General features: G+C 56.0%; 21 protein-coding genes and 1 riboswitch. Of the genes, 6 read left to right on the top strand and 15 right to left on the bottom strand.

Annotation, left to right across the window (positions count from 1 at the left end):
• Positions 1 to 32 precede the first annotated feature (32 nt).
• From HV213_RS10405 to dalD, 10 genes are all read right to left on the bottom strand, one after another.
• Complete coding sequence (locus tag HV213_RS10405; RefSeq protein WP_181486379.1) at positions 33 to 806, bottom strand: ABC transporter ATP-binding protein; 774 nt, start codon at positions 804 to 806, stop codon at positions 33 to 35.
• A gap of 10 nt (positions 807 to 816) precedes the next feature.
• Positions 817 to 1680, bottom strand: coding sequence for an ABC transporter ATP-binding protein (locus tag HV213_RS10400; protein WP_181486378.1), 864 nt, complete (start codon positions 1678 to 1680; stop codon positions 817 to 819).
• A complete protein-coding gene (locus tag HV213_RS10395; protein WP_181485643.1) occupies positions 1652 to 2557 on the bottom strand; it encodes an ABC transporter permease in 906 nt (301 codons plus the stop codon). The genes HV213_RS10400 and HV213_RS10395 overlap by 29 nt, the downstream gene beginning before the upstream one ends.
• The gene (locus HV213_RS10390; protein ID WP_112213149.1) at positions 2554 to 3591 is read right to left on the bottom strand and encodes an ABC transporter permease; all 1038 of its coding nucleotides are present in this window, start codon (positions 3589 to 3591) and stop codon (positions 2554 to 2556) included. The genes HV213_RS10395 and HV213_RS10390 overlap by 4 nt, the downstream gene beginning before the upstream one ends.
• Positions 3588 to 5210: an ABC transporter substrate-binding protein gene (locus HV213_RS10385; RefSeq protein ID WP_181485642.1), complete on the bottom strand. Its 1623-nt coding sequence runs from the start codon at positions 5208 to 5210 to the stop codon at positions 3588 to 3590. Before HV213_RS10385 ends, HV213_RS10390 begins: the two co-directional genes overlap by 4 nt.
• A 123-nt stretch (positions 5211 to 5333) precedes the next feature.
• Positions 5334 to 6488, bottom strand: coding sequence for a mandelate racemase family protein (locus HV213_RS10380; RefSeq protein WP_181485641.1), 1155 nt, complete (start codon positions 6486 to 6488; stop codon positions 5334 to 5336).
• 298 nt (positions 6489 to 6786) lie between these two features.
• The gene (locus tag HV213_RS10375; RefSeq protein WP_181486377.1) at positions 6787 to 7449 is read right to left on the bottom strand and encodes an HAD family hydrolase; all 663 of its coding nucleotides are present in this window, start codon (positions 7447 to 7449) and stop codon (positions 6787 to 6789) included.
• 48 nt (positions 7450 to 7497) lie between these two features.
• A complete protein-coding gene (locus HV213_RS10370) occupies positions 7498 to 8775 on the bottom strand; it encodes an RbtT/DalT/CsbX family MFS transporter (protein ID WP_181485640.1) in 1278 nt (425 codons plus the stop codon).
• Between the two features lie 78 nt (positions 8776 to 8853).
• On the bottom strand, positions 8854 to 10317 hold the full coding sequence (xylB, locus tag HV213_RS10365) for a xylulokinase (RefSeq protein ID WP_181485639.1): 1464 nt from the start codon (positions 10315 to 10317) through the stop codon (positions 8854 to 8856).
• Between the two features lie 9 nt (positions 10318 to 10326).
• Entirely contained in the window at positions 10327 to 11694 is a 1368-nt protein-coding gene (gene dalD / locus HV213_RS10360) for a D-arabinitol 4-dehydrogenase (protein WP_181485638.1), read from the bottom strand.
• A 206-nt stretch (positions 11695 to 11900) separates the two neighbouring features.
• Here dalD and HV213_RS10355 point away from each other — a divergent pair, with 206 nt between their 5' ends.
• Entirely contained in the window at positions 11901 to 12842 is a 942-nt protein-coding gene (locus tag HV213_RS10355; protein WP_181485637.1) for a sugar-binding transcriptional regulator, read from the top strand.
• A gap of 14 nt (positions 12843 to 12856) precedes the next feature.
• Here the strand turns inward: HV213_RS10355 and HV213_RS10350 are convergent, their stop codons facing one another.
• Positions 12857 to 13858 carry a LacI family DNA-binding transcriptional regulator gene (locus HV213_RS10350; protein WP_181485636.1) on the bottom strand — a complete coding sequence of 334 codons (1002 nt, stop codon included), beginning with the start codon at positions 13856 to 13858 and terminating at the stop codon, positions 12857 to 12859.
• A 256-nt stretch (positions 13859 to 14114) separates the two neighbouring features.
• Between HV213_RS10350 and HV213_RS10345 the strand changes: the two genes are divergently transcribed.
• Positions 14115 to 14864: an SDR family oxidoreductase gene (locus HV213_RS10345; RefSeq protein WP_181485635.1), complete on the top strand. Its 750-nt coding sequence runs from the start codon at positions 14115 to 14117 to the stop codon at positions 14862 to 14864.
• A 29-nt stretch (positions 14865 to 14893) separates the two neighbouring features.
• Positions 14894 to 16501: an FGGY-family carbohydrate kinase gene (locus HV213_RS10340; RefSeq protein ID WP_181485634.1), complete on the top strand. Its 1608-nt coding sequence runs from the start codon at positions 14894 to 14896 to the stop codon at positions 16499 to 16501.
• Positions 16502 to 16644: 143 nt separating this feature from the next.
• Here the strand turns inward: HV213_RS10340 and fbaB are convergent, their stop codons facing one another.
• Positions 16645 to 17697 carry a class I fructose-bisphosphate aldolase gene (gene fbaB / locus HV213_RS10335; protein WP_181485633.1) on the bottom strand — a complete coding sequence of 351 codons (1053 nt, stop codon included), beginning with the start codon at positions 17695 to 17697 and terminating at the stop codon, positions 16645 to 16647.
• A 248-nt stretch (positions 17698 to 17945) separates the two neighbouring features.
• Between fbaB and HV213_RS10330 the strand changes: the two genes are divergently transcribed.
• From HV213_RS10330 to HV213_RS10320, 3 genes are read left to right on the top strand one after another with little or no spacing between them, the layout of a single operon-like run.
• Positions 17946 to 19229, top strand: coding sequence for a nucleoside permease (locus HV213_RS10330; RefSeq protein ID WP_181485632.1), 1284 nt, complete (start codon positions 17946 to 17948; stop codon positions 19227 to 19229).
• Positions 19226 to 20230, top strand: coding sequence for an ADP-ribosylglycohydrolase family protein (locus tag HV213_RS10325; protein ID WP_181485631.1), 1005 nt, complete (start codon positions 19226 to 19228; stop codon positions 20228 to 20230). The genes HV213_RS10330 and HV213_RS10325 overlap by 4 nt, the downstream gene beginning before the upstream one ends.
• Entirely contained in the window at positions 20227 to 21183 is a 957-nt protein-coding gene (locus tag HV213_RS10320; protein ID WP_181485630.1) for a PfkB family carbohydrate kinase, read from the top strand. The genes HV213_RS10325 and HV213_RS10320 overlap by 4 nt, the downstream gene beginning before the upstream one ends.
• Here the strand turns inward: HV213_RS10320 and HV213_RS10315 are convergent.
• From HV213_RS10315 to thiM, 3 genes are read right to left on the bottom strand one after another with little or no spacing between them, the layout of a single operon-like run.
• Positions 21157 to 21903 carry a GntR family transcriptional regulator gene (locus HV213_RS10315; protein WP_181485629.1) on the bottom strand — a complete coding sequence of 249 codons (747 nt, stop codon included), beginning with the start codon at positions 21901 to 21903 and terminating at the stop codon, positions 21157 to 21159. The genes HV213_RS10320 and HV213_RS10315 overlap by 27 nt on opposite strands.
• 56 nt (positions 21904 to 21959) lie before the next feature.
• The gene (gene thiD / locus HV213_RS10310; RefSeq protein WP_181485628.1) at positions 21960 to 22760 is read right to left on the bottom strand and encodes a bifunctional hydroxymethylpyrimidine kinase/phosphomethylpyrimidine kinase; all 801 of its coding nucleotides are present in this window, start codon (positions 22758 to 22760) and stop codon (positions 21960 to 21962) included.
• Positions 22757 to 23530: a hydroxyethylthiazole kinase gene (gene thiM, locus HV213_RS10305; protein ID WP_181485627.1), complete on the bottom strand. Its 774-nt coding sequence runs from the start codon at positions 23528 to 23530 to the stop codon at positions 22757 to 22759. Before thiM ends, thiD begins: the two co-directional genes overlap by 4 nt.
• Before the next feature lie 34 nt (positions 23531 to 23564).
• Positions 23565 to 23661: riboswitch (TPP riboswitch) on the bottom strand.
• Positions 23662 to 23738: the final 77 nt, after the last annotated feature.

Genomic DNA, 23738 nt, shown 5'->3' with positions numbered 1-23738 from the left:
CCTTTCAGTGATCTACTATTCCGCGCAGCTATTTAGTACGCTGCCACTTCTCGTGCCATTTCACGCGTATATTGCTGACTGGCATTGACCAACATCTGCGTATAGGCCGTTTGCGCCTCGCCGTTCACCAGCGCATCCACGGTCAGTGTTTCGAGGATCTTACCGTACTGCATCACCGCAACCTTCTGACATAAGTGGGCGATAACGCCCAGATCGTGGGTCACCATCAGGTAAGTCAGCTTAGCTTCTTGCTGCAATTCCGCCAGAAGATTGAGGATCTCCGCCTGCACTGACACATCCAACGCTGAGGTTGGCTCATCCAGCAGCAGCACCTGAGGTTCGAGAATTAGCGCTCTGGCAATCGCCACACGCTGGCGCTGCCCCCCGGAGAGCTGGTGCGGATAACGTTCGCGAAAGGCACGGTTCAAGCCGACCTTGTCCAGTAGCGCATTGATCCGCCGGTCGCGATCGTTAATATTATGGATCTGCAGCGGTTCTTCCAGAATGTCGCCGATGGTATGCCGCGGGTGCAGAGAGCCGTAGGGGTCCTGAAACACCATCTGCACCTGACGGCAGCGTTCGCGACTGATCTCGTGGGCCAACTGTTGTCCGTCTATCGCCAGCTCGCCCTTCCAGTGGGTAAATAGCCCGGCGAGGCACTTCAGCACTGTAGTTTTGCCGGAACCAGATTCCCCCACCAGACCGTAGATTTCGCCTGGCTTAACGTGAAAATTCACGTCATACAGCACCTGGTTGCGCTTCTCTCCTTCGCCAAACGCCAGGTTGAGGTTTTTGACTTCAATCATCATGCACTCCTTAGTCCGTCAACCAGCTGGTCTGGCGCTGCAATACCGGTAAAACCGGGCGACGATGCTGCATATCCGGCAGCGAGTTAATCAGTCCCTGAGTATAGGGATGACGGGCGTTATCGAGGTCTTTAGCAGCAATGGATTCCACCACCCGCCCGGCGTACATCACCAGCACGCGGTCACAGAAGCTGCGCACCAGGTTGATATCGTGGCTAATAAAAATCAGCCCCAGACCGCGCGATTTCACCAGGTCATCCAGCAGACCCAACACCTGCAGGCGCACCGACACGTCCAGCGCCGAGGTCGGTTCATCGGCAATCACCAGCTCCGGGTCGGTGATCAGCATCATCGCAATCATGATGCGCTGCCCCTGACCACCGGAAATCTCATGCGGATAGAGCTGATACACGCGCTCCGGCTGGCGAATGCGCACCACTTCCAGCATCTCCAGCGCCTTCTCTTTAGCCTCATCTTTACGCCCCGGATGGTGCGTGAGCCAGGCCTCCGCTATCTGATTACCGACGCAAACCACCGGGTTCAGCGAGTATTTCGGGTCCTGCATAATCATTGAGATGCGTTTGCCGCGTACGCCGCGCATTTGCGCCTCGCTGAGATGCAGTAAATCAAGGTCACCAAACTGCATCCGGCTGGCGGTGACGCGGGCCTTTTTCGGATGCAGTTGCAACAGCGCACGCCCGACGGTGGATTTACCCGAGCCGGACTCGCCAACAATCGCCAGTTTTTCCTGCCCCAACTGGAAGGAGACGCCGCGCACGGCATGGGTCACCGCGCTACCGTTAACAAAGTCGACGCACAGGTCGCGCACGTCGAGCAGTGGAGCATTATTCGCTGCGAGGATCGAGGATGTCACGTAAGCCATCTCCTAAGAAGTTGAACGCTAAGCTGTTGATCAAAATCGCCAGCCCCGGAATCGTTACTACCCACCAGCACTCCATCATATAAGTGCGTCCGCTGGAGATCATCGCTCCCCACTCCGGCTCCGGCGGCTGTGCGCCAAGGCCGAGGAAGCCCAGACCGGCGGCGGTCAGAATGATCCCCGCCATATTCATGGTGATACGAATGATGACCGAAGGCAGGCACAGCGGGACAATATGTCGCCACAGTACGCGAATCGGAGACGCGCCTTGTAAACGCACGGCGGAGATAAAATCAGCCTGACGCAGTGACAGCGTTTCAGCACGCGCCAGACGAGCAATCGGCGGCCAGGCGGTCAGCGTAATGGCGATAACTACGTGCTCCAGCCCCGGGCCTAAAGCAGCGACGAACGCCAGCGCCAGCACCAGGCTTGGGAAGGAAATGAAGATATCGGTGACGCGCATCAGCACCATATCCACCTTGCCACCAAAATATCCGGCGCTGACGCCGAGCAGCAGCCCAAGCGGGCCGACGGTGACCGACACCAGCAGCACGATGTACAGCGTGATACGCGAGCCGTACACCAGACGACTAAAAATATCGCGGCCAAACTCATCGGTACCGAACCAGTGCTGGGCGTTCGGTGCCACCAATGCGCTGTTCAGGTCCTGTACCAGCGGGTTATAAGGCGCGATCAGCGGCGCAAACACCGCCACGACGATCAACAGGAAGATAATCCCACCGCCGATAGCCGTTAGCGGGTTGCGCGCCATTTTGCCGATAAACCCGGCAGCCCGTGTCGCCGCACGTTGCAGCCGCTGGCGGCCTTCGCCCGCCCCGCCCGAAAGCGACGTATCCAGAGAAACGGTCATGATTTTGTCCTCGGGTCAAAGAATTGATACAGCATGTCGGAGAGCAGGTTGAGCATCACGAAGATAACCCCGACGAGTAGCACGCAACCCATCACCGCATTCATATCACCCAGCAGCAGACTGCCGGTGAGGTAAGAGCCAAAACCCGGCCAGGAGAAGACGGTTTCAATCAGTACCGCACCTTCCAACAGCGCGCCGTAGGCCAGCGCCACTACCGTCAGCAGCTGTACGAGGATGTTACGAAACGCATGGTTCCAGATAACCTGACGCTCGGTCAGACCTTTGACGCGCGCCGTGATGATGAACTCTTGCGACAGTTGGGCCAGCATAAAGCTACGGGTCATACGGCTGATGTAAGCCAGCGAGTGAAAGCCGAGCAGCGAGGCGGGTAAAATCAGGTGGTTAATGGCATTCCAGAACACCTGGCTGTTACCTGCCAGCAGCGCATCGACGGTCATCAGGCCGGTGCGACGTGGCACAATACCGTCCAGACCAAGGTCTACCCGTCCAGCACCGCCAACCCAACCAAGCCAGGCGTAAAACACCAGCAGCCCCATCATCCCAACCCAGAAAATCGGCGTTGAATAGCCGGCGAGGCTGATAATACGCACCACATAATCGGAGAGGCTGTTGCGCCGCGCCGCCGCCAGCACGCCCAGCGGAATGCCAAGGCCTGCGCCGACGATAATCGCCATCGTCGCCAGCTCCATGGTGGCCGGGAAGACGCGAATAATGTCGTCTACCACCGGTTTCCCGGTCAGCAATGCATTGCCCAAATCGCCATGCAACAAGTTGACAAAATAGATGCCAAACTGGGTGACCAACGACTGGTCAAACCCCAGTTGCTGATAAACCTGCTGATAAGTGCTCTGGTCGGCATCCGGCCCAACAATCGCCAGTACCGGGTCGATGGGCATCACGCGCCCAATGGTGAAGGTCAGCAGTAGCAGGCCGAACAGCGTAATCGCCACCTGCAGCAGTCGTTTTGATAAGCGCCGGGTGCGGGAGCCGGGCGCAAGGATTGCCGTACTCATCCTTTCTCTCCTTCGCGGGTTTTATAGACTTCACGCAGAAAAGTGGTGGCGGAGGGGTGCGGCTGATAATCCTGCACCTCGTTGCGTACCACGACGGAATCGACCATTTGCGACAGCGGAATTAACGCCGGGATCAGCTGGTCATAGCGTTGCTGAATCGCCTGATAGCTCGCTACCTGTTGCTGCGGGTTACGCTCCAGCAGAGCGTGGTCAATCATGGCGTTCAGCTGCGGGTCGTAAAAACCGGTACGCCAGCCCTGGAAGTTGGTCAGGCGAGCTTCAGCGCTATTATCCGGGTTATAGACCAGCGCACGCAGGCTGGAGTGCGGGTGAGGTTCCATTCCGCTCCCCCCGCGCCCGACCAGCAGGTCAAATTTACGTTCGCGCATCGCGCCGTAAATCTGGTTGCCGGTGCCGGTGATGATTTTGGCGTTAATCCCCGCCTGCATCAGCGTCGACTGAACGGCAATGGCGATATTGAGGAACGGCTGATCGGAGAGCACCCGCAGCGTGGTATCAAATCCGTTGGGATAGCCCGCTTCCGCCAGCAGCTTTTTCGCCCGCGCCACGTCGAGCGTGTAGCCCGGGTCAGGCAGCGTGGATGGCATGCCGGCTTTGATCGGTCGCTGATGCAGCACGCCGTAGCCCGGCATCAGCGCTTTATTGATGCCCTGGTAATCAATCAAATAGCGTACCGCTTCACGCACTTTCGGATTGGCAAAATGATCTTCATTCATGCTCATGGCGACGTAGTACATAGTCCCACGCTGCACCGCGTCGACGGTCAGCTGCGGGTCGCTGCGCAGGGCGTTGATATCGGAGACCGCCATGTTGTTAGCAATATCGAGATCGCCTTTCGCCACCATCAGACGCAGAGTTTGCGACTCCTGGAAGTGGCGCAGCACCACGCGGCTCATTTTCGCCTCACCGCGCCAGTAGTCAGGATTGCGCTTCATGCGCAGGACATCTTTCGCCTGCCAGGTTTCGAGGGTAAACGGCCCGGAACCGGCTTCATGGGTGGTCAGCCAGCGGTTGCCCCAGTCCTTATCCTGCTCGTGGCTCTGCACCGTTTTACTGTCGAGCACGCCGAGGTTGCCCAGCGCCGCCAGCGAGTAAATAACCAGCTGCGGGTCGTTATCTTTCGGTAACACGATTTGTACCGTCACGTCGTCCGGGGCACTCACCTGGTTATCAATATTTTTCTTACTGAAGCCGTAGGATTTCCACACCGAGGCCTGGGCGAGGTTGAGATGCAAAATACGCCGCATTGACCACACCACATCGGCGGCGGTCAGCGGGTTGCCAGAGTGAAATTTCACGTCATCGCGCAAATGGAAAGTCAGGGTTTTACCGTCGGGGCTAATATCCCAGGATTTCGCCAGCGCGGGCCTGACGTTGGTTAGCTGTTTAGGATCAAGCTCCACCAGCGAGTCATAGAGATTGACCACAATCCCGACCACTTCGTTACCGGTCATCGCTGCCGGGTCAAGCGTCAGAAGGTTGTTCATATTCATGCCGATGATCAGCTGGTCGGGCGGCGTTTTCGCTATTGCCGCCCCGCTCCCCATCGACATGGCCAGCGCGAGTAAACACGCTCCCAGTAAAGAGGTTTTTTTCATATCTATCGCCTGTAGGGTACACGCCCGTCATCATCCTCAGCGAGACTAATGACGGGCCTGGTTTATATTTTTTATCCGTTCGCCTAAACCCAATAAGCCTTAAGCCTTTGGAATTTTTATTAATCAGTCGTGGCTAACGGTATTGGCTTCGATATACGCAAAATTAATGTCTTCACCGAGACCTGGTCGTTGTGACAAATGCACTAATCCCTGGTCATCCATCGGGTCGACAATGCTGTTGAGATACGCGGCTGGCTCATCGTAATCGAGGAACGGGTGCAGCAGGCCGCGCTCGTACCAGCGACAGTTACGGATCGCGCCGACCACTGCCAGGCTCGCCGCGCCGTTACCGTGGACTTCACAATCCATACCGAATGACTCAGCCAGCGCCGCCACCTTCATCGTTGGCGTAATGCCGCCAACGCCGTTGGATCCGGCGCGCAGGATGTCACAGGCTCCGGCTTTCACCCATTCGGCGCGCATATGGTGTTTGCCGCCGAAGCTCTCCGGTCCGACGATGGGAATCGACAGGTTTTCCGCCAGCCATGCGTAAGAAGACATCGAATCCTCTTCCATCGGCTCTTCAAACCAAGCGAAGTTCAGTTTTTCCAGCTCTTTGCCAATCCACAGCGCTTCGGCACGGCTGTACCAGTGATAGCCATCAATCATCAGATCGATATCCGGCCCTACCGCTTCACGCACCGCCGCGCAGGCTTTGATGTCCATTTTCGGATTTGGCGCAAAAGAGATCGGCGGCATCCAGGTGTGCAGCTTGATGGCCTTGTAGCCACGGGCCACCAGCGTTTCAGCAAATGACGCATACTCATCCGGGGTCGACAAACCACCCGGCAGATCGTCGCCGCACATGGTGCTGCCGTAGGCCGGAACCGTGTCGCGATAGCCGCCGAGTAGTTTGTAAACCGGCATATTGAGTTTGCGACCAATCAGATCCCACAGCGCCTGCTCGACAAACGACAGTGCGCGTTCGGTCAACTGATGAGCGCTACCGCGCTGCCAGTGATTAAGATCCTGCCAAATGCGTTCACGGTTGAACGGGTCCTGCCCCACCATCACCTTGCGGAAAAAAGTGTTCACCACAAACGGGCGCACCACTTCCGGCGGCGCAAACGAAAAACCCTGGGTGCCATCATCGGCAGTAATGGTCAGCATCGCCATTTTTGCCATGCTTTCGGCTCCTGGATGGGAGTGCCCGGCGCTGTCGGAAACCCGACGAGTGGGATACTGGAAAACAGTGACATTTACAGATTCAATTTTCATTCTCGGTCCTTATTGCAGCCAAACCCGATCTATAGACGCAAATCGGCAAAGTGGTTTCACATTATTGAAAAAACGTTTCAATATATAATCTAAGCACAATTACGCAGCAGTGCCTCGGACAATCACCGCTAAGCAAGAGATTAAATTTGGGCATTGGCACGACGAGGCGTGATTGTTTTCACAAAAGAAGGGCGAAATGTGAGGGCGATCGGCATGATAAAAAGAGGAGCGTGAGCGCAGAAAAGAGATTAACCGACCGGGTACATCCTGAAACTTTCTGCGCTCACAAATTACTGACTTATACCGCCACCTCTGGCTCTACAGAAAGAGCTTCCAGCAGTTCAGGTAACGCCCGATAGCGACCCGCGGCGGCCTGAAAACGACCATGCTGGCAATCTTCAGCGATAACGATAGTTGGGATATTTGCTGCCTGAGCGGCGCTAAAACCGTTAAAGCTGTCTTCAATCACCAGGCACTGACCGGCGTTGAGGTTGAGCTTGCGCAGCGTTGACAAGTAAACCGCCGGATGAGGTTTGCCGCATTCCTCATCATCCGCGCTGGAAACCACGTCAAAATAGTGCCAAAGGGAGAGTTTGTTCAGTACTGCGGAAATAACCTGATGGGATGATGAGGTTGCCAACGCAATTGTATACCCGACATGGCGGAAATAGCTTAACGCCTCGCGCACGCCGTTCATCGGCTCACCTTCAGCGGCAATCAGGCCAGTGATACGCTGCAGTATCACCTCTTCAAGCCGCTTTGGCGCAACATCAAGTCGACAATGCTGGCACCAGGTGCGCGCAATGTCGTCAAGGCGTTTACCTTTGGTCAGCGTTTCACACTCATCGATACTTACCGTTGCCCCCCATTGCGCCAGCGCTTCTATTTGCGCCTGTCGCCACAGGATTTCGGAATCAATAATCACACCATCCATGTCAAAAATGACTGCTTTAATACTCATCATCCACCTCAATAAGGCTGGCATGAATACCATGCCAGCCCCACAACGTTAAGAGAACTCAACCTGCTCGCTGGCGGGCGCTTCCTTGTGGGAAAATCCCGGCTGCTCGACGCGAATAAACGCGCAAAGGAAAAAGGCCACCACGTACAGCACGGTATAGGCGATGACCACCCCGATGGTGCTGAAGAACGGCAGCAGTATTACCGCGATCGCCGGAGCGAGAAAGTTCGACATCCCCGCAGACAGGTTATATACCGAAATCGCCGCACCTTTGTGCTTCGGCTCCAGCGCCGGGAATACGGCAGCCAGCGGAACGAAAGCGGCGACAAAGATCCCCAGAGCAACGGCCGGAATCATCGCCATGGCGAAGTTATGCCCGAAGTGCTGCGGGATGTAATAAAACGCCAGGCTGGAGAGCGCCATACCGACGCAGCCAAACCAGCGCACCACTTTAATCCAGCCCAGTTTTTCGCCCAAAATCCCCCACAGTACGTTGGAGAAAATGGTGGTGAAGAAGAAGACCGCCCACACCTGCAACCATTCAGAAGTGGTGAAACCCAGTTCATCGACAAACATCATCGGCATGATTACCGCAAAGCCAAACAATGACAGCGTATTGATGATACGCACCATGCTGGACAACATAATATTGCGGTTGGTATAGAGCAGCGTCGCCGCGCGTCCCAGCTCGGAAAACTTCTCACGAGTGGTCAAATTTCGCATATGGTGCGGAGTTTGAATATTACGCAAAGAGATCAGCGCAATGATCCCACCGGTCACGCAGAAAGCCAGTGCCAGCCACAATGTCCCCAGCTCGCCGATATGCGGGATGGTAAAACTCGGAATATAGCTGCCGAAAACGCCGATACCAACAGAGTAAACCGCCCAGAACCAACCGATGGCCGAACTGGCGCTATCGCTTTTGACGTTATGGATAATGGCGACGATGAACGAGTAGAGGAACAGCGGATACGCGAAGCCGCGGATACCGTAAAAAATTAAGATCAGCGCATAGTTGGCGTGTCCAAGGCCGAAAACCAGGAACAGTACGTGGAATACGCACCACAGCACGAAGCCAATCATCATGGTTTTTAGCGGGGTGATAATTTCCGCTACGACGCCGGAAATCCACGCCGACAGCGCGGCGGCTAGTCCGTACAGGGTAAAGGCAAATGAGGCCTGCGCCGGGGTGAAACCAAGCTCTTTAATGTAGTGCGACAGGAATGCCAGTTCGAAACCGTCACCGGTCATAAACACGGCAATGGCGACATATCCCCATATCAGATTCAGGGGTAAACCGAGCCACTGTTTATTATTTACGGACATAATGACCTCGTATTCAGGGTACAGGAGGCCGCTCCGGCGATTTCACCGGAGGGCTATTTTTAGGGTATGTTATTAAAATTAGTGCCGACGATAGTTCAGGTCGTTTAAATACAGAGCGTTAAACTGCGCGTAGCGTTGCATCAGGGTTTGATGGCGAACCGGGTCCGCCTGCCAGGTCTGCCAGATTTCCGGTTTTTCACACACCGCCGCGAGCGGTTTACCCGCAGCCAGACAGGCCAGCCGCGCCGCGCCCAGTGCGCCACCGGTCTCCCCACCTTTGTGGGTCACCACCGGCATATCGAGGATATCGGCCAGTAGCTGTGCCCAGAATGGGCTGCGGGCACCGCCGCCAACCAGCGAGCATTGATCGATCTGCGTACCGCTCTCTTTCAGCACCCGCAGGCCATCGTTAATGCCAAAACTCACCCCTTCAAGCACCGCGTAACCAAGCTGGGCGCGCAGGCTGGAATGGGTCATTCCCCAGAACATGCCGCGTGCTTCAGGGTCGTTGTGCGGCGTGCGCTCCCCGGAGAGATAAGGCAAGAAGAACGGCGCATTGGCTTTCTCTTCGTCACTTAATTCAGCAATCTCCTCCAGCAGCGCCACTTCCGTGGTGCCGGTCAGGCGACAAAACCACTGCAAACAGCTGGCGGCGCTGAGCATCACGCTCATCTGATGCCACAGATTCGGCAGCACGTGACAGAAAGCATGTACCGCCGACTGCGGGGCCGGACGATAGGCATCAGTCACCACAAACAGCACCCCGGAAGTGCCGAGCGAAATAAACGCATCGCCCGGCGAGACCGCGCCAACACCAATGGCGCTGACCGCGTTATCTCCGCCGCCACCGGCGACTACCACCGAGGCGTTCAGCCCCCAGCGCTCCGCTACCTGCGGGTCAAGCGTGGCGGAAACCTCGCAGCCCTCAACCAGCGTCGGCATATGGCCGCGCGACAATCCGCATTTATCCAGCAGCGAATCAGACCAGTCGCGTTTCGCCACGTCCAGCCACAGCGTCCCGGCGGCGTCCGACATATCGGAGACTTTCTTGCCGGTCATCTGGTAGCGCAGATAATCCTTTGGCAGCAGCACCGTCGCGGTACGTTTAAAGTTTTGCGGTTCATGACGGCGAACCCACAGCAGCTTCGGTGCGGTGAAGCCCGGCATTGCCAAATTCCCTGCCACCTGATGCAGCTCCGGCGCCATCTCTTCCAGCTCTGCGCACTCCTCGGCGCAGCGGGTGTCATTCCACAGAATCGCCGGGCGAATCACCTCCCCCGCCGCGTCCAGCAGCACCGCGCCGTGCATCTGCCCGGAAAGGCCAATGGCTTTGATTGCCGGCCAGTGCTGGGCGCATTTTTCCCGCAACGTGGCCATCAGATATTCCGTCGCCTCCCACCAGGATTGCGGCGATTGTTCAGACCAGTGCGGATGGGGCCGCTGAATACTCAGCGGCGCGCTATGGCTGGCGATAATCTCATTGTTCTCATCAATGACCAGCGCTTTGACTTCCGACGTGCCGAGATCGATACCCAGATACATAGCCACCTCTTATTTAATCAGTGCATAAACGGCGGCGATCTTCTCGCGCATTAGCGCCAGGAAATCAGCGTTGTCGGCCAGTTCGCCAAACAGCGCTTTATCGCGAGCATAGACGGCTACCGGGTCGCTGGCTTCAAACATTTCATGTACCGCCTGAGCGTCGAGGATCCCGTCCTGGTATTCATATGGCAGGGTTCCTTTATGCCACTGCTCCATAAAGACGAAGAACAGTGCGGGCAGCATGGCGGTTGCTTCCGGGCGAGCGCCGCGGCGATAGCACTCTTGCAGAGTCGGCGCGATCATCGCCGGAATTTTCGAGAAGCCATCGGCAGCGACGCGCTGGTTGGTATCCTGGATGTACGGGTTGGTAAAGCGCTTCAGGACCACATCGCGATAGGTCGGTAAATCAATGCCGTTATCGCCGAGGCATGGGATCACATCTTCCGTGACGTAGCGGTCAGCAATGGCGTAGATGAAATCCGTTAGCGTACTTTCATGAATATACTGCTGGCCGATTAACGTCCCCGCCCACGCAATGCAGCTATGGGAAGAGTTAAGAATGCGGATTTTCGCCTCTTCATAAGGGATAACCGACTCCACCATTTCCACGCCGACCGCTTCCAGGTTCGGGCGTTCGTCGCGGAAGTTATTTTCCACTACCCACTGGATAAAGGTTTCGCCCATCACCGGCGCTTTGTCATCAATGCCGGTTTGCGCTTTGATGCGTGCCGGTAGTTCAGCCGCCGGACGCGGGGTAATGCGGTCCACCATGGTGTTCGGGCAGGTGGTGTTGGCTGCCATCCAGTCAATCACCGCCTGTTTGCCGGTCAGCGCCAGGAATTCAACCATCCCATCGTGGAACCGCTCGCCGTTGTGACGCACGTTGTCGCAGTTCAGCAGAGTTAACGGCCCGGCGTTATCGGCCATACGTTTTTCCAGAATCCGCGCGATAGTGCCGTAAATGGTTTTGCAATCGCCCTTAAGGTCAGCGATCAAATCGGGGTTGTTGGTTTCCAGTTTATGGCTGGTGTTCAGGTAGTAACCTCCTTCCGTTACGGTAAAGGCGATAACTTTAGTTTGCGGATTTGCCCCTTCGTTAATCAGCGGCTGCAACCCTGCCTGCCACGGCAGTAGTTTCTGAATTGAGGTGATCTCTTCATATTCACTCTCCCCTTCCGGGCTGACTGTTTCCAGCACGTAACGCCCACCCTGCGCCGCCAGCGCCTGGACCACCTGCTCGGCATCGTTGCGAATATTCCCCGCCGCGATGTGCCAACGCTTATCTCCAGAAGCAATCAGACGATGCAAGTACCACGCCTGATGTGCGCGATGAAAAGAACCCAGACCAATGTGAAGCCATGTGAATTGATTGTTCATGTTCTGCTCTCCTTGAGTTGATGGGCTCACTGTAATTGATCATTTGACCCAAATAAGAGCGATGGATCACAAAAGAACAATTACCCAATTAAGTTACAAATGACCAGAAAAGAGCAAAAGCTTGCCAGTTAGCCCGACCGCAGCCAGAATGCGGTTATTCGCCAGGCGAATTTATCGCTGTGGCAAGAAATTTAGGGCAGGAAACCATGAGTAAAGAAGATGATATCCGGCTGGATCAGAAGGTCCGCGCCGCATGGATGTACTACATCGCCGGACAAAACCAGAGCGAAATCGCCAGTCAGCTTGGTACTTCAAGGCCAGTGGTGCAGCGGTTGATTGCGGCGGCGAAAGAAGAAGGGATTGTATCGATTAGTTTGCACCATCCGGTAGCGAACTGCCTCGATTATGCGCAATTATTGCAGGAAAAGTACCAACTTATCGAATGCAATATCGTGCCCGCCTTTAGCGAAGAAAGTACGCTGGATAGCGTGTCGTTTGGCTGCTACCAGCTGATGGCTCGCTATTTACAGGATGATAAAGAGAAAATCATCGGCCTCGGTTCCGGCCTGACCTTGAAAAAAACCCTCCAGCGTATCGATTTCGATAGCCTGAATACCCGCTGCGTGGCGCTGATCAGCGCCATGGACGCCGATGGACAGTGTAACTATTACGATGATGTACCTCTTTTGCTGACCAGCAAAATCAAAGCGAAGTACTATCAATGGCCCGCGCCGCGCTATGCGCAGACCCAGGAGGAGTACGATATGTGGTGCACCAGCCGACTGTTTCGCAACGTTTCCGCCGTTGCCCGGCAGGCAGACGTTATCTTCGTCGGGATTGGTCCATTGGGCACACAAAGCCCGATTTTTAAAGACGGCTTTATTAGTCAGGCGCAGATGGATGAGCTAACGGCGTGTGGCGGGATCGGCGAGATCATGGGACGCTTTATCGATGCTGAAGGCGGCGTGGTCGACAGCGAAATCAACAGAATGATCACCAGCTACGACATTCGCCAGAACCAGTGCCCACGGATCGCGGTGGCGTGCGGAGAGTACAAGCGCCCGGCCATTCTGGCGGCGCTTAAAGGCGGTTGGGTCAACGGCCTGGTGACCGATGAACACACCGCCCGCTGGCTGCTGACGCGTTAACGTCAACAGCCGAATCAGCGGCTGCTCATCAACAGCGGCGGGATCTCAATCCGCTGCTGGCTGGCATCGCCGGAGTCGATGATACTAAATACCGCCTCCAGCATCGCCGGGACGTTCTGCTGCACCATATCAATATCGTGTCCCAGCAGATAAACAAACGGGTCCCAGTCGAAGCAGCCCATTGGCGGCTGACCGCTACCGGTAAGTCCCGCCTGCGACAACCATCGCACCACGCCTTCCAGAGAAATGGTTGAGTTAACGAAAAGCCCCTGCAAATGAATATCAGTCGAACCGAACCGCTCTTGCAGGCAGGCCTCAACTTTTCCTTTTGAATAGCCCGGAGCCAGAATATTTGCTTCAGGCATGCTCAGCCCCAGCTCCTGATGGGCGTCATGAAAACCGCGTAAACGCTCGGTGGTGTTATGGTCGCTACTGCGCCCGCCGATAAAGGTCAATGGAGCCAGCTCCCCCCAACGCCTGGCGCTGTTGTCGAGGATCTTGTGGGTCAGCGCTTTGGCACCGCCGTAGTTATCCGAAATCACTGATGGCGCAAGAGAACCGGGTAAGTCGAGATTAACCGTCGGCACCCCCGCCTGCTGGCATAACGCGGTAATTTTGTCCGGGTTGGTCGCCCCGGTCGCTACCACCCAATCCACCTGCCAGGAGAGCATCGCTTTTACCGCTTCGATTTCCAGTTCCGGGCTACGACGTGTGCAGGTAATAATCGGCAGCAGGCCGCGCTCGCGGGCCATCTCCTCAAAGCGCTCGGCAACCGATCCGAAATAGCGGTTATCGTATTTGGGGACAATCATGCCGATCACGTGTGATTTTTTACTGCGCAACATGCTGGCCTGGCGATTAACCGCATAGCCCTGCTCCTCGGCAATCCGCGTCACCTTTTCGGCAAGCTTCGCGCTAATACGCCGCTTCTTCCAGTTGCCGTTAAGGATGGCGCTCACTGCGCTTGCCGACACGCCGGATAGCTCCGCCAGGTCGTAAATCGTGATTTTCTTCATTTTCCCAACTTGCGTCACAAATTCATTTCGCTGTTAATTTCCCCACTTGCTCAATCGATGAAGCTAGCGCAACATGAGCTTCATCGATTGAGCACCAACTTCACTCCAAGAGAGTATTAACGCATTCAACATTAATACTCCAGCGATAATGAAGAAATAATGCTTATATTCAATACCTTAAAAAATTTAGTACATGACCTCAACGCGATGCCCTCGCGCTTGAAGTCGCCAACCAGACTCGATAAAGGATTATAAAATGAACCACTCTGTATCCTCTATGAATACTTCTCTTGCCGGCAAAGTCGCCGCCGTCACCGGCGCGGCATCCGGTATCGGCCTCGAATGCGCTAAAACCCTGCTGGGGGCTGGCGCAAAAGTGGTGCTTATCGACCGCGAAGGCGAAAAGCTCAACAAAATCGTCGCCGAGCTGGGCGAAAACGCCTTTGCTCTACAGGTTGATCTGATGCAAGCCGACCAGGTCGATAATATTCTGACGGGTATCGTTAACCTCGCCGGTGGTCTCGATATTTTCCACGCCAACGCCGGAGCCTACATCGGCGGGCCGGTCGCCGAGGGAGACCCGGACGTGTGGGATCGCGTGCTGCATCTCAACATCAACGCCGCTTTCCGCTGCGTGCGTAGCGTCCTGCCGCATCTGATCGCGCAAAAATCTGGCGATATTATTTTCACCAGTTCCATCGCGGGCGTGGTGCCGGTTATCTGGGAACCTATCTATACCGCATCGAAATTTGCCGTGCAGGCATTTGTCCATACCACCCGCCGTCAGGTTTCCCAGCACGGCGTACGCGTCGGTGCCGTGCTGCCGGGCCCGGTGGTTACCGCTCTGCTGGACGACTGGCCAAAAGCCAAAATGGATGAAGCGCTGGCCAACGGCAGCCTGATGCAACCCATTGAAGTCGCCGAGTCAGTGCTGTTTATGGTGACGCGCTCGAAAAACGTCACCGTGCGCGACATTGTGATCCTGCCTAACAGCGTGGATCTCTAACCGTCAACCAGACTGCTGAAGAGGATTTTATGCAAAACAATACTCAAAACATTATTGGCGTGGATGTCGGTTCGGGCAGCGTTCGCGCGGGCGTATTCAATCTGCAGGGCGAGCTGCTGGCCCATGCCACCCGAGAAATCACCCTGTTCCGCAGCGCCGGAAGCGTGGTTGAACAGTCGAGCCGCGAGATCTGGCAGGCGGTGTGTTACTGCATTAAAACGGCGGTAGCCAACGCCGGTGTTGAGCCGTCGTCAATAGCCGGTATCGGCTTCGACGCCACCTGTTCGCTGGTGGTGATTGGCGAAAACGATGCGCCGCTGGCGGTGGGCCCTTCGGAAGACCCGGACCGCAACATCATCGTCTGGATGGATCACCGAGCCACCGGGCAGGCGGAAAAGATCAACGCCACGGGCCACGCGGTGTTGCAGTACGTCGGCGGTAAAATCTCACCGGAGATGGAAACGCCGAAGATCCTGTGGCTGAAGGAGAATCGTCCACAAATCTATCAACAGGCGCGCCACTTCTTCGACCTCGCTGATTATCTCACCTGGCGCTCAACCGGCGATTTAGCCCGCTCGGTTTGCACGGTTACCTGTAAATGGACTTACCTGGCGCATGAAAAACGCTGGGATGCCGGTTACTTCCGCCAGATTGGCCTTGAAGAACTGGCGGATGAAGATTTTGTTCGTATCGGCCAGCATATCGTCGATCCGGGAACGCCCTGCGAGGGCGGTCTTTGCGCAGCAGCAGCAGATGAGATGGGCCTGCCCGTCGGCACCCCAGTGGCGGTCGGCATGATTGACGCCCACGCGGGCGGGATTGGTACCGTTGGCGTGCTTAACGGCGCGGTCAACAATATGGCATACGTGTTCGGCACGTCTTCCTGCACTATGACCACCACCCAGGATGCCGTCTTTGTGCCCGGCGTCTGGGGACCTTATTACTCGGCGATGGTGCCAGGATTCTGGCTTAGCGAAGGTGGCCAGAGCGCAGCGGGTGCGGCTATCGACCAGTTATTGAGTTTTCATCCCGCTGCCACAGAGGCTAAAGCACTGGCAAAAGAAGCCGGTGTTCCGCTACCGGTGTATCTTGCCGATAGAGTGCTGGCGCAGGTGAATAATCCTTCCGAAGCAGTCAAGCTCGCTGCCGGTCTGCACGTAGTGCCGGAGTTTTTAGGTAACCGTGCGCCGCTGGCGGACCCGAACGCGAAAGCGATTATCGCCGGGCTGGGGATGGAGCGGGATCTGGAAAACCTGATTGCGCTGTACGTCGCGGGATTGTGCGGTATCGGCTACGGTCTGCGGCAGATTATCGATGCGCAGAAAAATTGCGGGATTGATAGCGAAAATATCGTCATCAGCGGCGGCGCAGGTCAACATCCTTTAGTTCGCCAGCTGCTGGCAGATGCTTGCGGTATTAACGTGGTCAGTACCGAGTCCAGCGAACCGGTGCTGTTAGGTTCGGCGATTCTCGGTGCCGTGGCGGGTAAAATTGCCCCTTCGCTACCGGAAGCGATGAAGCAGTTTACCCGAGTGGATAAAACTTACCGCTGCGAAGAGCAATTTAGCGCCGATCATCAGCGTCGTTACGAAGCGTATAAAACGCTCCAGCACACGGCACGGCTGATTCGCGAATAAGCAGGATCCCGGGTTGCGGCGTAAACGCCTTACCCGGGCTACGGGTTCACAGCCTTCTGCGGACCGGTAGCCCGGACAAGGCGCGTCAAGCGCGGCCTCCGGGAAACAGCGGGCAACGCAGCTTCAGGTGCCGCAGGTGCTTATCAGGCGATGGTGACTTTGCTATCCAGATAAACGTCCTGCACGGCGTTAATCAGCTTCACGCCGTCGGCCATCGATTTTTTAAACGCCTTACGGCCCAGGATCAACCCCATGCCACCCGCACGTTTGTTGATAACCGCCGTGCGTACGGCGTCGCTCAGATCGGTTTCACCACCCGCCGCACCGCCGGAGTTAATCAATCCGGCGCGGCCCATATAGCAGTTCGCCAGCTGATAACGCACCAAATCAATCGGGTTCTCGGTGGTTAATTTGCTGTAAACCCGATCATCGGTATAGCCGAAATTCACCGCTTTATAGCCGCCGTTATTCTCCGCCATCTTCTGCTTCACAATATCCGCGCCGATAGTGGCTGCCAGATGGTTGGCCTGGCCAGTTAAGTCGGCGGAAACGTGATAATCGACACCATCTTTCTTGAACGCCGGATTACGCAGATAGGCCCACAGTACGGTCACCAGGCCCAGCTCATGCGCGCGCTCAAAGGCCACAGAAATCTCCTCAAGCTGGCGACGAGATTGTTCAGAACCGAAATAGATCGTCGCCCCTACCGCCACGGCTCCCATATTGAACGCCTGCTCAACGCTGGCGTACAGCGTCTGGTCGTATTCAGTCGGGTAGCTCAGCGTTTCGTTATGGTTCAGTTTGACCAGGAAGGGGATGCGGTGCGCGTAGCGGCGCGACACCGAGGCCAGCACGCCATAGGTGGAGGCCACGCAGTTACAACCGGCTTCAATAGCCAGTTCGACGATATTTTTCGGATCAAAGTACAGCGGGTTGGCGGCAAAAGAAGCGCCAGCAGAATGCTCTACGCCCTGGTCAACCGGCAGGATAGACAGATAGCCGGTTCCCGCCAGGCGTCCGGTGTTATACAGGGTTTGCATATTACGCAGCACCGCTGGCGGACGGTTGTTATCAACCATCACCCGATCGACATAGTCCGAACCCGGCAAATAGAGCTGGTTGGCTGGAATAGTCATACAACGGTGCTGTAAAAGCGTGTCGGCATCTTTGCCAAGTAACTGCGTAATATCAGTCATAGCGATCTCCCGTAAGTGCCAACATCATGTCGGCGTGAATTTCCCGCCCGGATTTTTTTGGGCAGCAATAAGTCTGGTATCAAAAGCGGGATTTTTCCATTTCAGAGGGATTTTTAAATGTCATCCGCTGACATCATCCATGAACGGTAAAGTGTTATATCGGTCAAAGTTTCACCTCAAAGGTATTTAAAAGGTATTACTGAGTGGTATTATCATTGCGTACCTTACCTGTCATGAAGGATTTAAAGATGAAAACTACAGTAAAGCTGTCATTCATGATGTTCATTGAGTGGTTTATCTGGGGCGCGTGGTTTGTCCCTTTATGGTTATGGCTGAGTAAAAGCGGATTTACTGCTGGTGAAATCGGCTGGTCCTATGCCTGTACCGCCATTGCGGCGATCCTCTCGCCGATTCTGGTAGGCTCATTGACTGACCGCTTCTTCTCTGCGCAGAAAGTACTGGCCGTACTGATGTTTGTCGGCGCGGTATTAATGTATTTCGCCGCGCAGCAAACCACCTTCAGCGGCTTCTTCCCGTTGTTGCTGGCCTACTCCCTCACGTATATGCCGACCATTGCACTGACCAACAGCATCGCTTTTGCCAACGTGCCGGATGTCGAACGCGACTTTCCCCGCATTCGCGTGATGGGTACCATTGGCTGGATTGTCTCAGGCCTGGTCTGCGGCTTTCTGCCTCAAATGATGGGCTATAGCGATATTTCTCCGACCAATATCCCTTTATTGATCACTGCCGGCAGCTCGGTACTGCTGGGTATTTTTGCCTTTATGCTGCCCGATACGCCGCCGAAGAGTACCGGCAAGCTGGATTTAAAAGTGATGCTGGGGCTGGACGCGCTTATCCTGTTACGTGATAAAAACTTCCTCGTGTTTTTCTTCTGCTCATTCCTGTTCGCTATGCCACTGGCTTTCTACTACATCTTCGCCAACGGCTATCTCACGGAAGTCGGAATGCAAAATGCGACAGGATGGATGACGCTCGGCCAGTTCTCTGAAATCTTCTTTATGCTGGCGCTACCGTTCTTCACCAAACGCTTTGGCATTAAAAAGGTATTATTACTTGGTCTTATCACCGCGGCGATTCGTTACGGATTTTTCGTTTACGGCGGCGCAGATCAATACTTCACCTATGCCCTGCTGTTCCTTGGAATTTTGCTGCACGGCGTAAGCTACGATTTCTATTACGTTACTGCCTATATCTACGTCGATAAAAAAGCACCGGTACACATGCGTACGGCGGCGCAAGGGCTAATCACGCTCTGCTGCCAGGGGTTCGGCAGCTTGCTCGGCTATCGTCTGGGCGGCGTAATGATGGAGAAAATGTTTGCTTATCAAGAGCCGGTGAATGGGTTGACCTTCAACTGGGCAGGAATGTGGGGCTTCGGTGCCGTCATGATCGCCGTTATCGCCGTGTTGTTTATGATTTTCTTTCGCGAATCGGATACTGAGATCACCGCTATTAAGGTGCAAAACGACGGTCGCGATGCTGCACTGAAACAAGGGGAAGTTAAATGAAAACGGAACGTATTCTCGGCGCGCTCTACGGGCAGGCATTAGGCGATGCTATGGGCATGCCGTCTGAACTCTGGCCACGCTCACGCGTTAAAGCTCACTTTGGGTGGATCGACCGTTTCCTGCCGGGACCGGCTGAAAACAATGCGGCCTGTTACTTTAATCGCGCCGAATTTACGGATGATACATCGATGGCGCTCTGCCTCGCGGATGCCATCATTGAATGCCATGGCAAAATCTCACCAGAAGTTATCGGGCGCAACATCCTCGCCTGGGCTGAAAGGTTCGATGCGTTCAATAAAAACGTGCTGGGTCCGACCTCTAAAATTGCGCTCAATGCCATTCGCGACGCAGTACCCATCAGTGAACTGGAGAACAACGGCGTCACGAATGGGGCAGCGATGCGCGTCTCACCGCTGGGCTGCCTGCTCGCACCAACACAGCTAGACCGCTTTATTGATGAGGTGGCGCTCGCCTCCAGCCCCACGCATAAATCCGACCTCGCAATCGCCGGTGCTGTCGTGGTGGCGTGGGCAATCTCTCGGGCTATCGAAGGAGATGGCTGGCAGGCGATTGTCGACTCCCTGCCCGCTGTCGCACGCCAGGCGCAGGAAAAACGGATCACCACGTTTAGTGCCTCGCTGGCTGCCCGGCTGGAGCTGGCTTTGTGCGTGGTACGTCAGGCAGATGGCATTGAATCAGCCTGTGAGGGGCTTTATCAGCGCGTTGGCGCAGGTACCAGCACCCTTGAATCCGTTTCCTGCGCAATTGCGATGGTTGAGCTGGCTGGAGGCGACCCTAATCGCTGCGCCATTCTGTGCGCGAATCTCGGTGGCGATACCGACACCATCGGCGCAATGGCAACTGCAATTTGCGGCGCGCTGGGGGGGATTTCTGCTATCGACGCCACCCTGAAGCAACAGCTTGATGAAGTGAACCAACTCGACTTTACCCGCTACGCCACGGCGCTTGCGCACTACCGAGAACAACGGGAGGCATCATGAATCTGATGCAACGATTACCCACATTAGGCAACCAGCGTCCCATCACCATCGTCGGCGCGGCGGTCATTGATGTGATTGCTGACGCTTATGCCCTCCCCTGGCGAGGCTGTGATATTGAACTGCAACAGCAGAGCGTCAATATCGGCGGCTGTGCGCTGAATATTGCGGTTGCCCTGAAACGACTGGGAATGGAGGCCGATAACGCTCTCCCCGTTGGGCAAGGCGTATGGGCTGATATCATCCGTAATAACATGGCCCGGGAAGGGCTATCCAGCCGCATAGACGGCGTCACGGGTGACAACGGCTGGTGTCTTGCGCTGGTTGAGCCGGATGGCGAACGCACGTTTATGTCGTTTAGCGGTGTTGAAAACCAGTGGAATCCCGCCTGGCTGGCACAACTCCCCGTTCCACCGCAAAGCCTGGTGTCACTTTCCGGTTATCAACTGGCATCGCCCTGTGGGGAGGTGCTGGTGCACTGGCTGGAATCCCTGCGCGATATTACACCGTATATCGATTTCGGCCCGCGCATCGCTGATATTCCTGAGGCGCTGATGCAGCGGATCATGGCCTGTAAGCCTATTATTTCGCTGAATCGCCAGGAGGCAGAGATCGCCGCAGAACGCTTTGGATTACCCGTGGCAACCGAAGCATTTGGTCAGGCCTGGCTAAAGAAATTCACAACACCATTGATCGTTCGCCATGATAAAGAGGGAGCGTGGTACTTCAGCGCGGAAGAACAGGGACTGGCAGCACCGTTCCCTGTGGCGGTAGTCGATACAATCGGTGCAGGTGACAGCCACGCCGGAGGCACGCTGGCGGGGCTCGCTTCGGGATGGACGCTGGGCGAGTCGGTACTGCTTGGTAATGCGGTTGCGTCATGGGTGGTAGGACATCGCGGCGGTGATTGTAGCCCAACGCGCGAAGTGTTACTCCTCGCACACAAAGACGTATAGATCGCTACGACAGTGGCTGATGCTGTATTCAATCGGCCGCTGTTGTTGATCGAGCGCAACCTGATTGATAACCAGCACCGGTATTTTTTCATCCATATGAATGTGCGACTGAAATTCGGCATCCGGCATACGTGCGCTGACGCGCGAGTGCGTACGCTGCGGGAAGATATGCTGACTGCGAAAATAGTCATACAGCGACACGCCGATAGCATCAACATCATGAATCAGTTGGGCAGGAACCCAGGACTCCTCTATTGACACGGCCTCATCATCCACATAGCGAATTCGCTTGAGCAAAAAGACATCGCTTTGCGGGGCAATCGCCAGTTGCGTCGCCACCTCATCCGGGCAGCTCACTATCCGTTTGTTGACCCACAGCGTGTCAGGTTTTTTCCCTCTGAGCACCACCTGCTGCGAAAAACCGCGCGCCTCTTTCAATGAATACTCAAAGATATTATTGATTTGCGTACCGTAGCCGCGAGCGCGGGTCACCACCCCTTCGTCTTCCAGCGTCCGCATCGCTTTACGAACGGTAATGCGCGATACCCCCGTCAACTGGCTCAGGTCGCGCTCGCCGGGGAGAATATTACCGTGCTCCAGCGCGCCGCTGCGTACAGCATTTTTAACTGTTTCAGCAAACTTCAGGTACAGCGGCGTGTTATCCGGCGCTGCAATACGCTCGTTCAGTTGTGCAATCAAACGGGTATGCGCTTGTTCCATCGTGTTTTTTCCTGGCGAAAGTCATGAAGCAGTATACTTTTCGCCAGGCATGAAGACTACCACCAGCCGTGAAAATGATGCACCGGGCCAATCCCGTGCCCGACCTCCAGCGAATCCGCCTGCGCCAGCGCCGCAGAGAGCCAGCCCTTAGCCTCCGCTACGGTCTGCCCCCAATCATCGTAACGAGGACGCAGCGCCGCCAGCGCCGCCGATAGCGTGCAACCGGTGCCGTGCGTATTTTTGGTCTGCACTCTTGGCGCGGTAAAGCGCTGTTCACCCTCGTGGGTAAACAACCAGTCCGGGCTCTCGGCATCATCAAGATGACCGCCTTTCATTAATACCGCGCCGCAGCCCATTCCCAACAGCGCTCTGCCCTGCTCCAGCATCTCTTTTTCCGTTTTGGCATGCGGCGCATCCAGCAGCGCCGCCGCTTCCGGCAGGTTTGGGGTGATCAGCGACACCTGCGGCAGCAGGCGCTGACGCAGCGTTTGCACTGCGCTGACCGAGAGCAGCGGATCGCCGCTTTTCGCCAGCATCACGGTATCCAGCACCACGTTTTTAATCTGGTAACGCGCCAGCCGCTCCGCCACCGCTTCGACGATATCCGTTTCCGCCAGCATGCCAATTTTAGTGGTATCGATTCGCACATCGCTGAACACCGAATCGAGCTGCGCGGCGACAAAATCAGGTTCAATACGGTACACCGACTGCACGCCTCGGGTGTTTTGCGCCACCAATGCGGTGATGACCGAGCAACCGTAAGCGCCCAGCGCTGAGAAGGTTTTGAGATCAGCCTGGATCCCCGCACCGCCGCTCGGGTCGGTTCCGGCGATCGTTAAGGCATTAATTCGTTTCACAGGCCACCCTCCGCGTACAGCGCATCGAGAAACGCCGGAGTAAAGCTGCCAGGGCCGCCCTGCTGCGCTGCTTTTCCACCCGCCAGTTTCATCAGACCGCAGGCGGCGGCGACGTTTTCCAGACGGTCGCCGGGCATCGCCGTGCTGGCGGCGACCACCGCCGACAGCGCGCAGCCGGTGCCAACCACCCGGGTCATCAGCGGATCGCCGCCGGTCACCATGCGCGTACGCTGACCATCGGTGATGTAGTCCACTTCTCCGGTGACCGCGACCACAGTGTTTAGTTGGCGAGCCAAGGCTTGTGCCGCAGGCAGCGCGGTGGCGGCGGTATCAGTGGTATCGACGCCGCGCCCGCCGCCGCTCATCCCGGCAAGAGCCATAATTTCCGAGGCATTACCGCGAATAGCGGCAGGCTGTAGCGCCAGAAGTTCCCGACAAAATTCAGTGCGCAGAGTCAACGCGCCGACCGCCACCGGGTCCAGCACCCACGGTTTGCCCGCCTGCTTTGCGCTATGCGCCGCCGCACGCATCGCCGTCGCGCGCTCAACGGTCAGCGTGCCGACGTTAATCAGCAGCGCATCAGCAATAGTGGCAAACTGACTGGCTTCATCGGGGTCGATAACCATCGCTGGTGATGCGCCAATCGACAGCAGCACGTTGGCGGTAAAGGTCTGCACCACGTCGTTAGTCATGCAGTGAACAAGGGGGGAATGGCGGCGAAAAAGATGCCGCAGATGGGCAGTATGCGCGGGGTTTTGCAGGTCAGACATCGTTTGCTCCCGCCAGGCGATGAAGAAGCGACGACCCTGCGGTCTCTGACTTCCCTACGCTGGCATTATCCAGATCAGGTGGTACGGGTTTTTCTCAGCCTTCACAAGGAAGGGCACCCCGAGTCATTGAGAGATAAAACGTTCTCAGCAGGCAGGTTACGGGAAGTCACCAGACAACGCAAGCTGGCCTGGGGATGACCTTTGATTA

The organism is Klebsiella sp. RHBSTW-00484 (assembly GCF_013705725.1).
Lineage (GTDB): Bacteria > Pseudomonadota > Gammaproteobacteria > Enterobacterales > Enterobacteriaceae > Klebsiella.
Note: the sequence above shows the minus strand (reverse complement) of the source record. Positions and strands in the feature narration are given on the sequence as shown.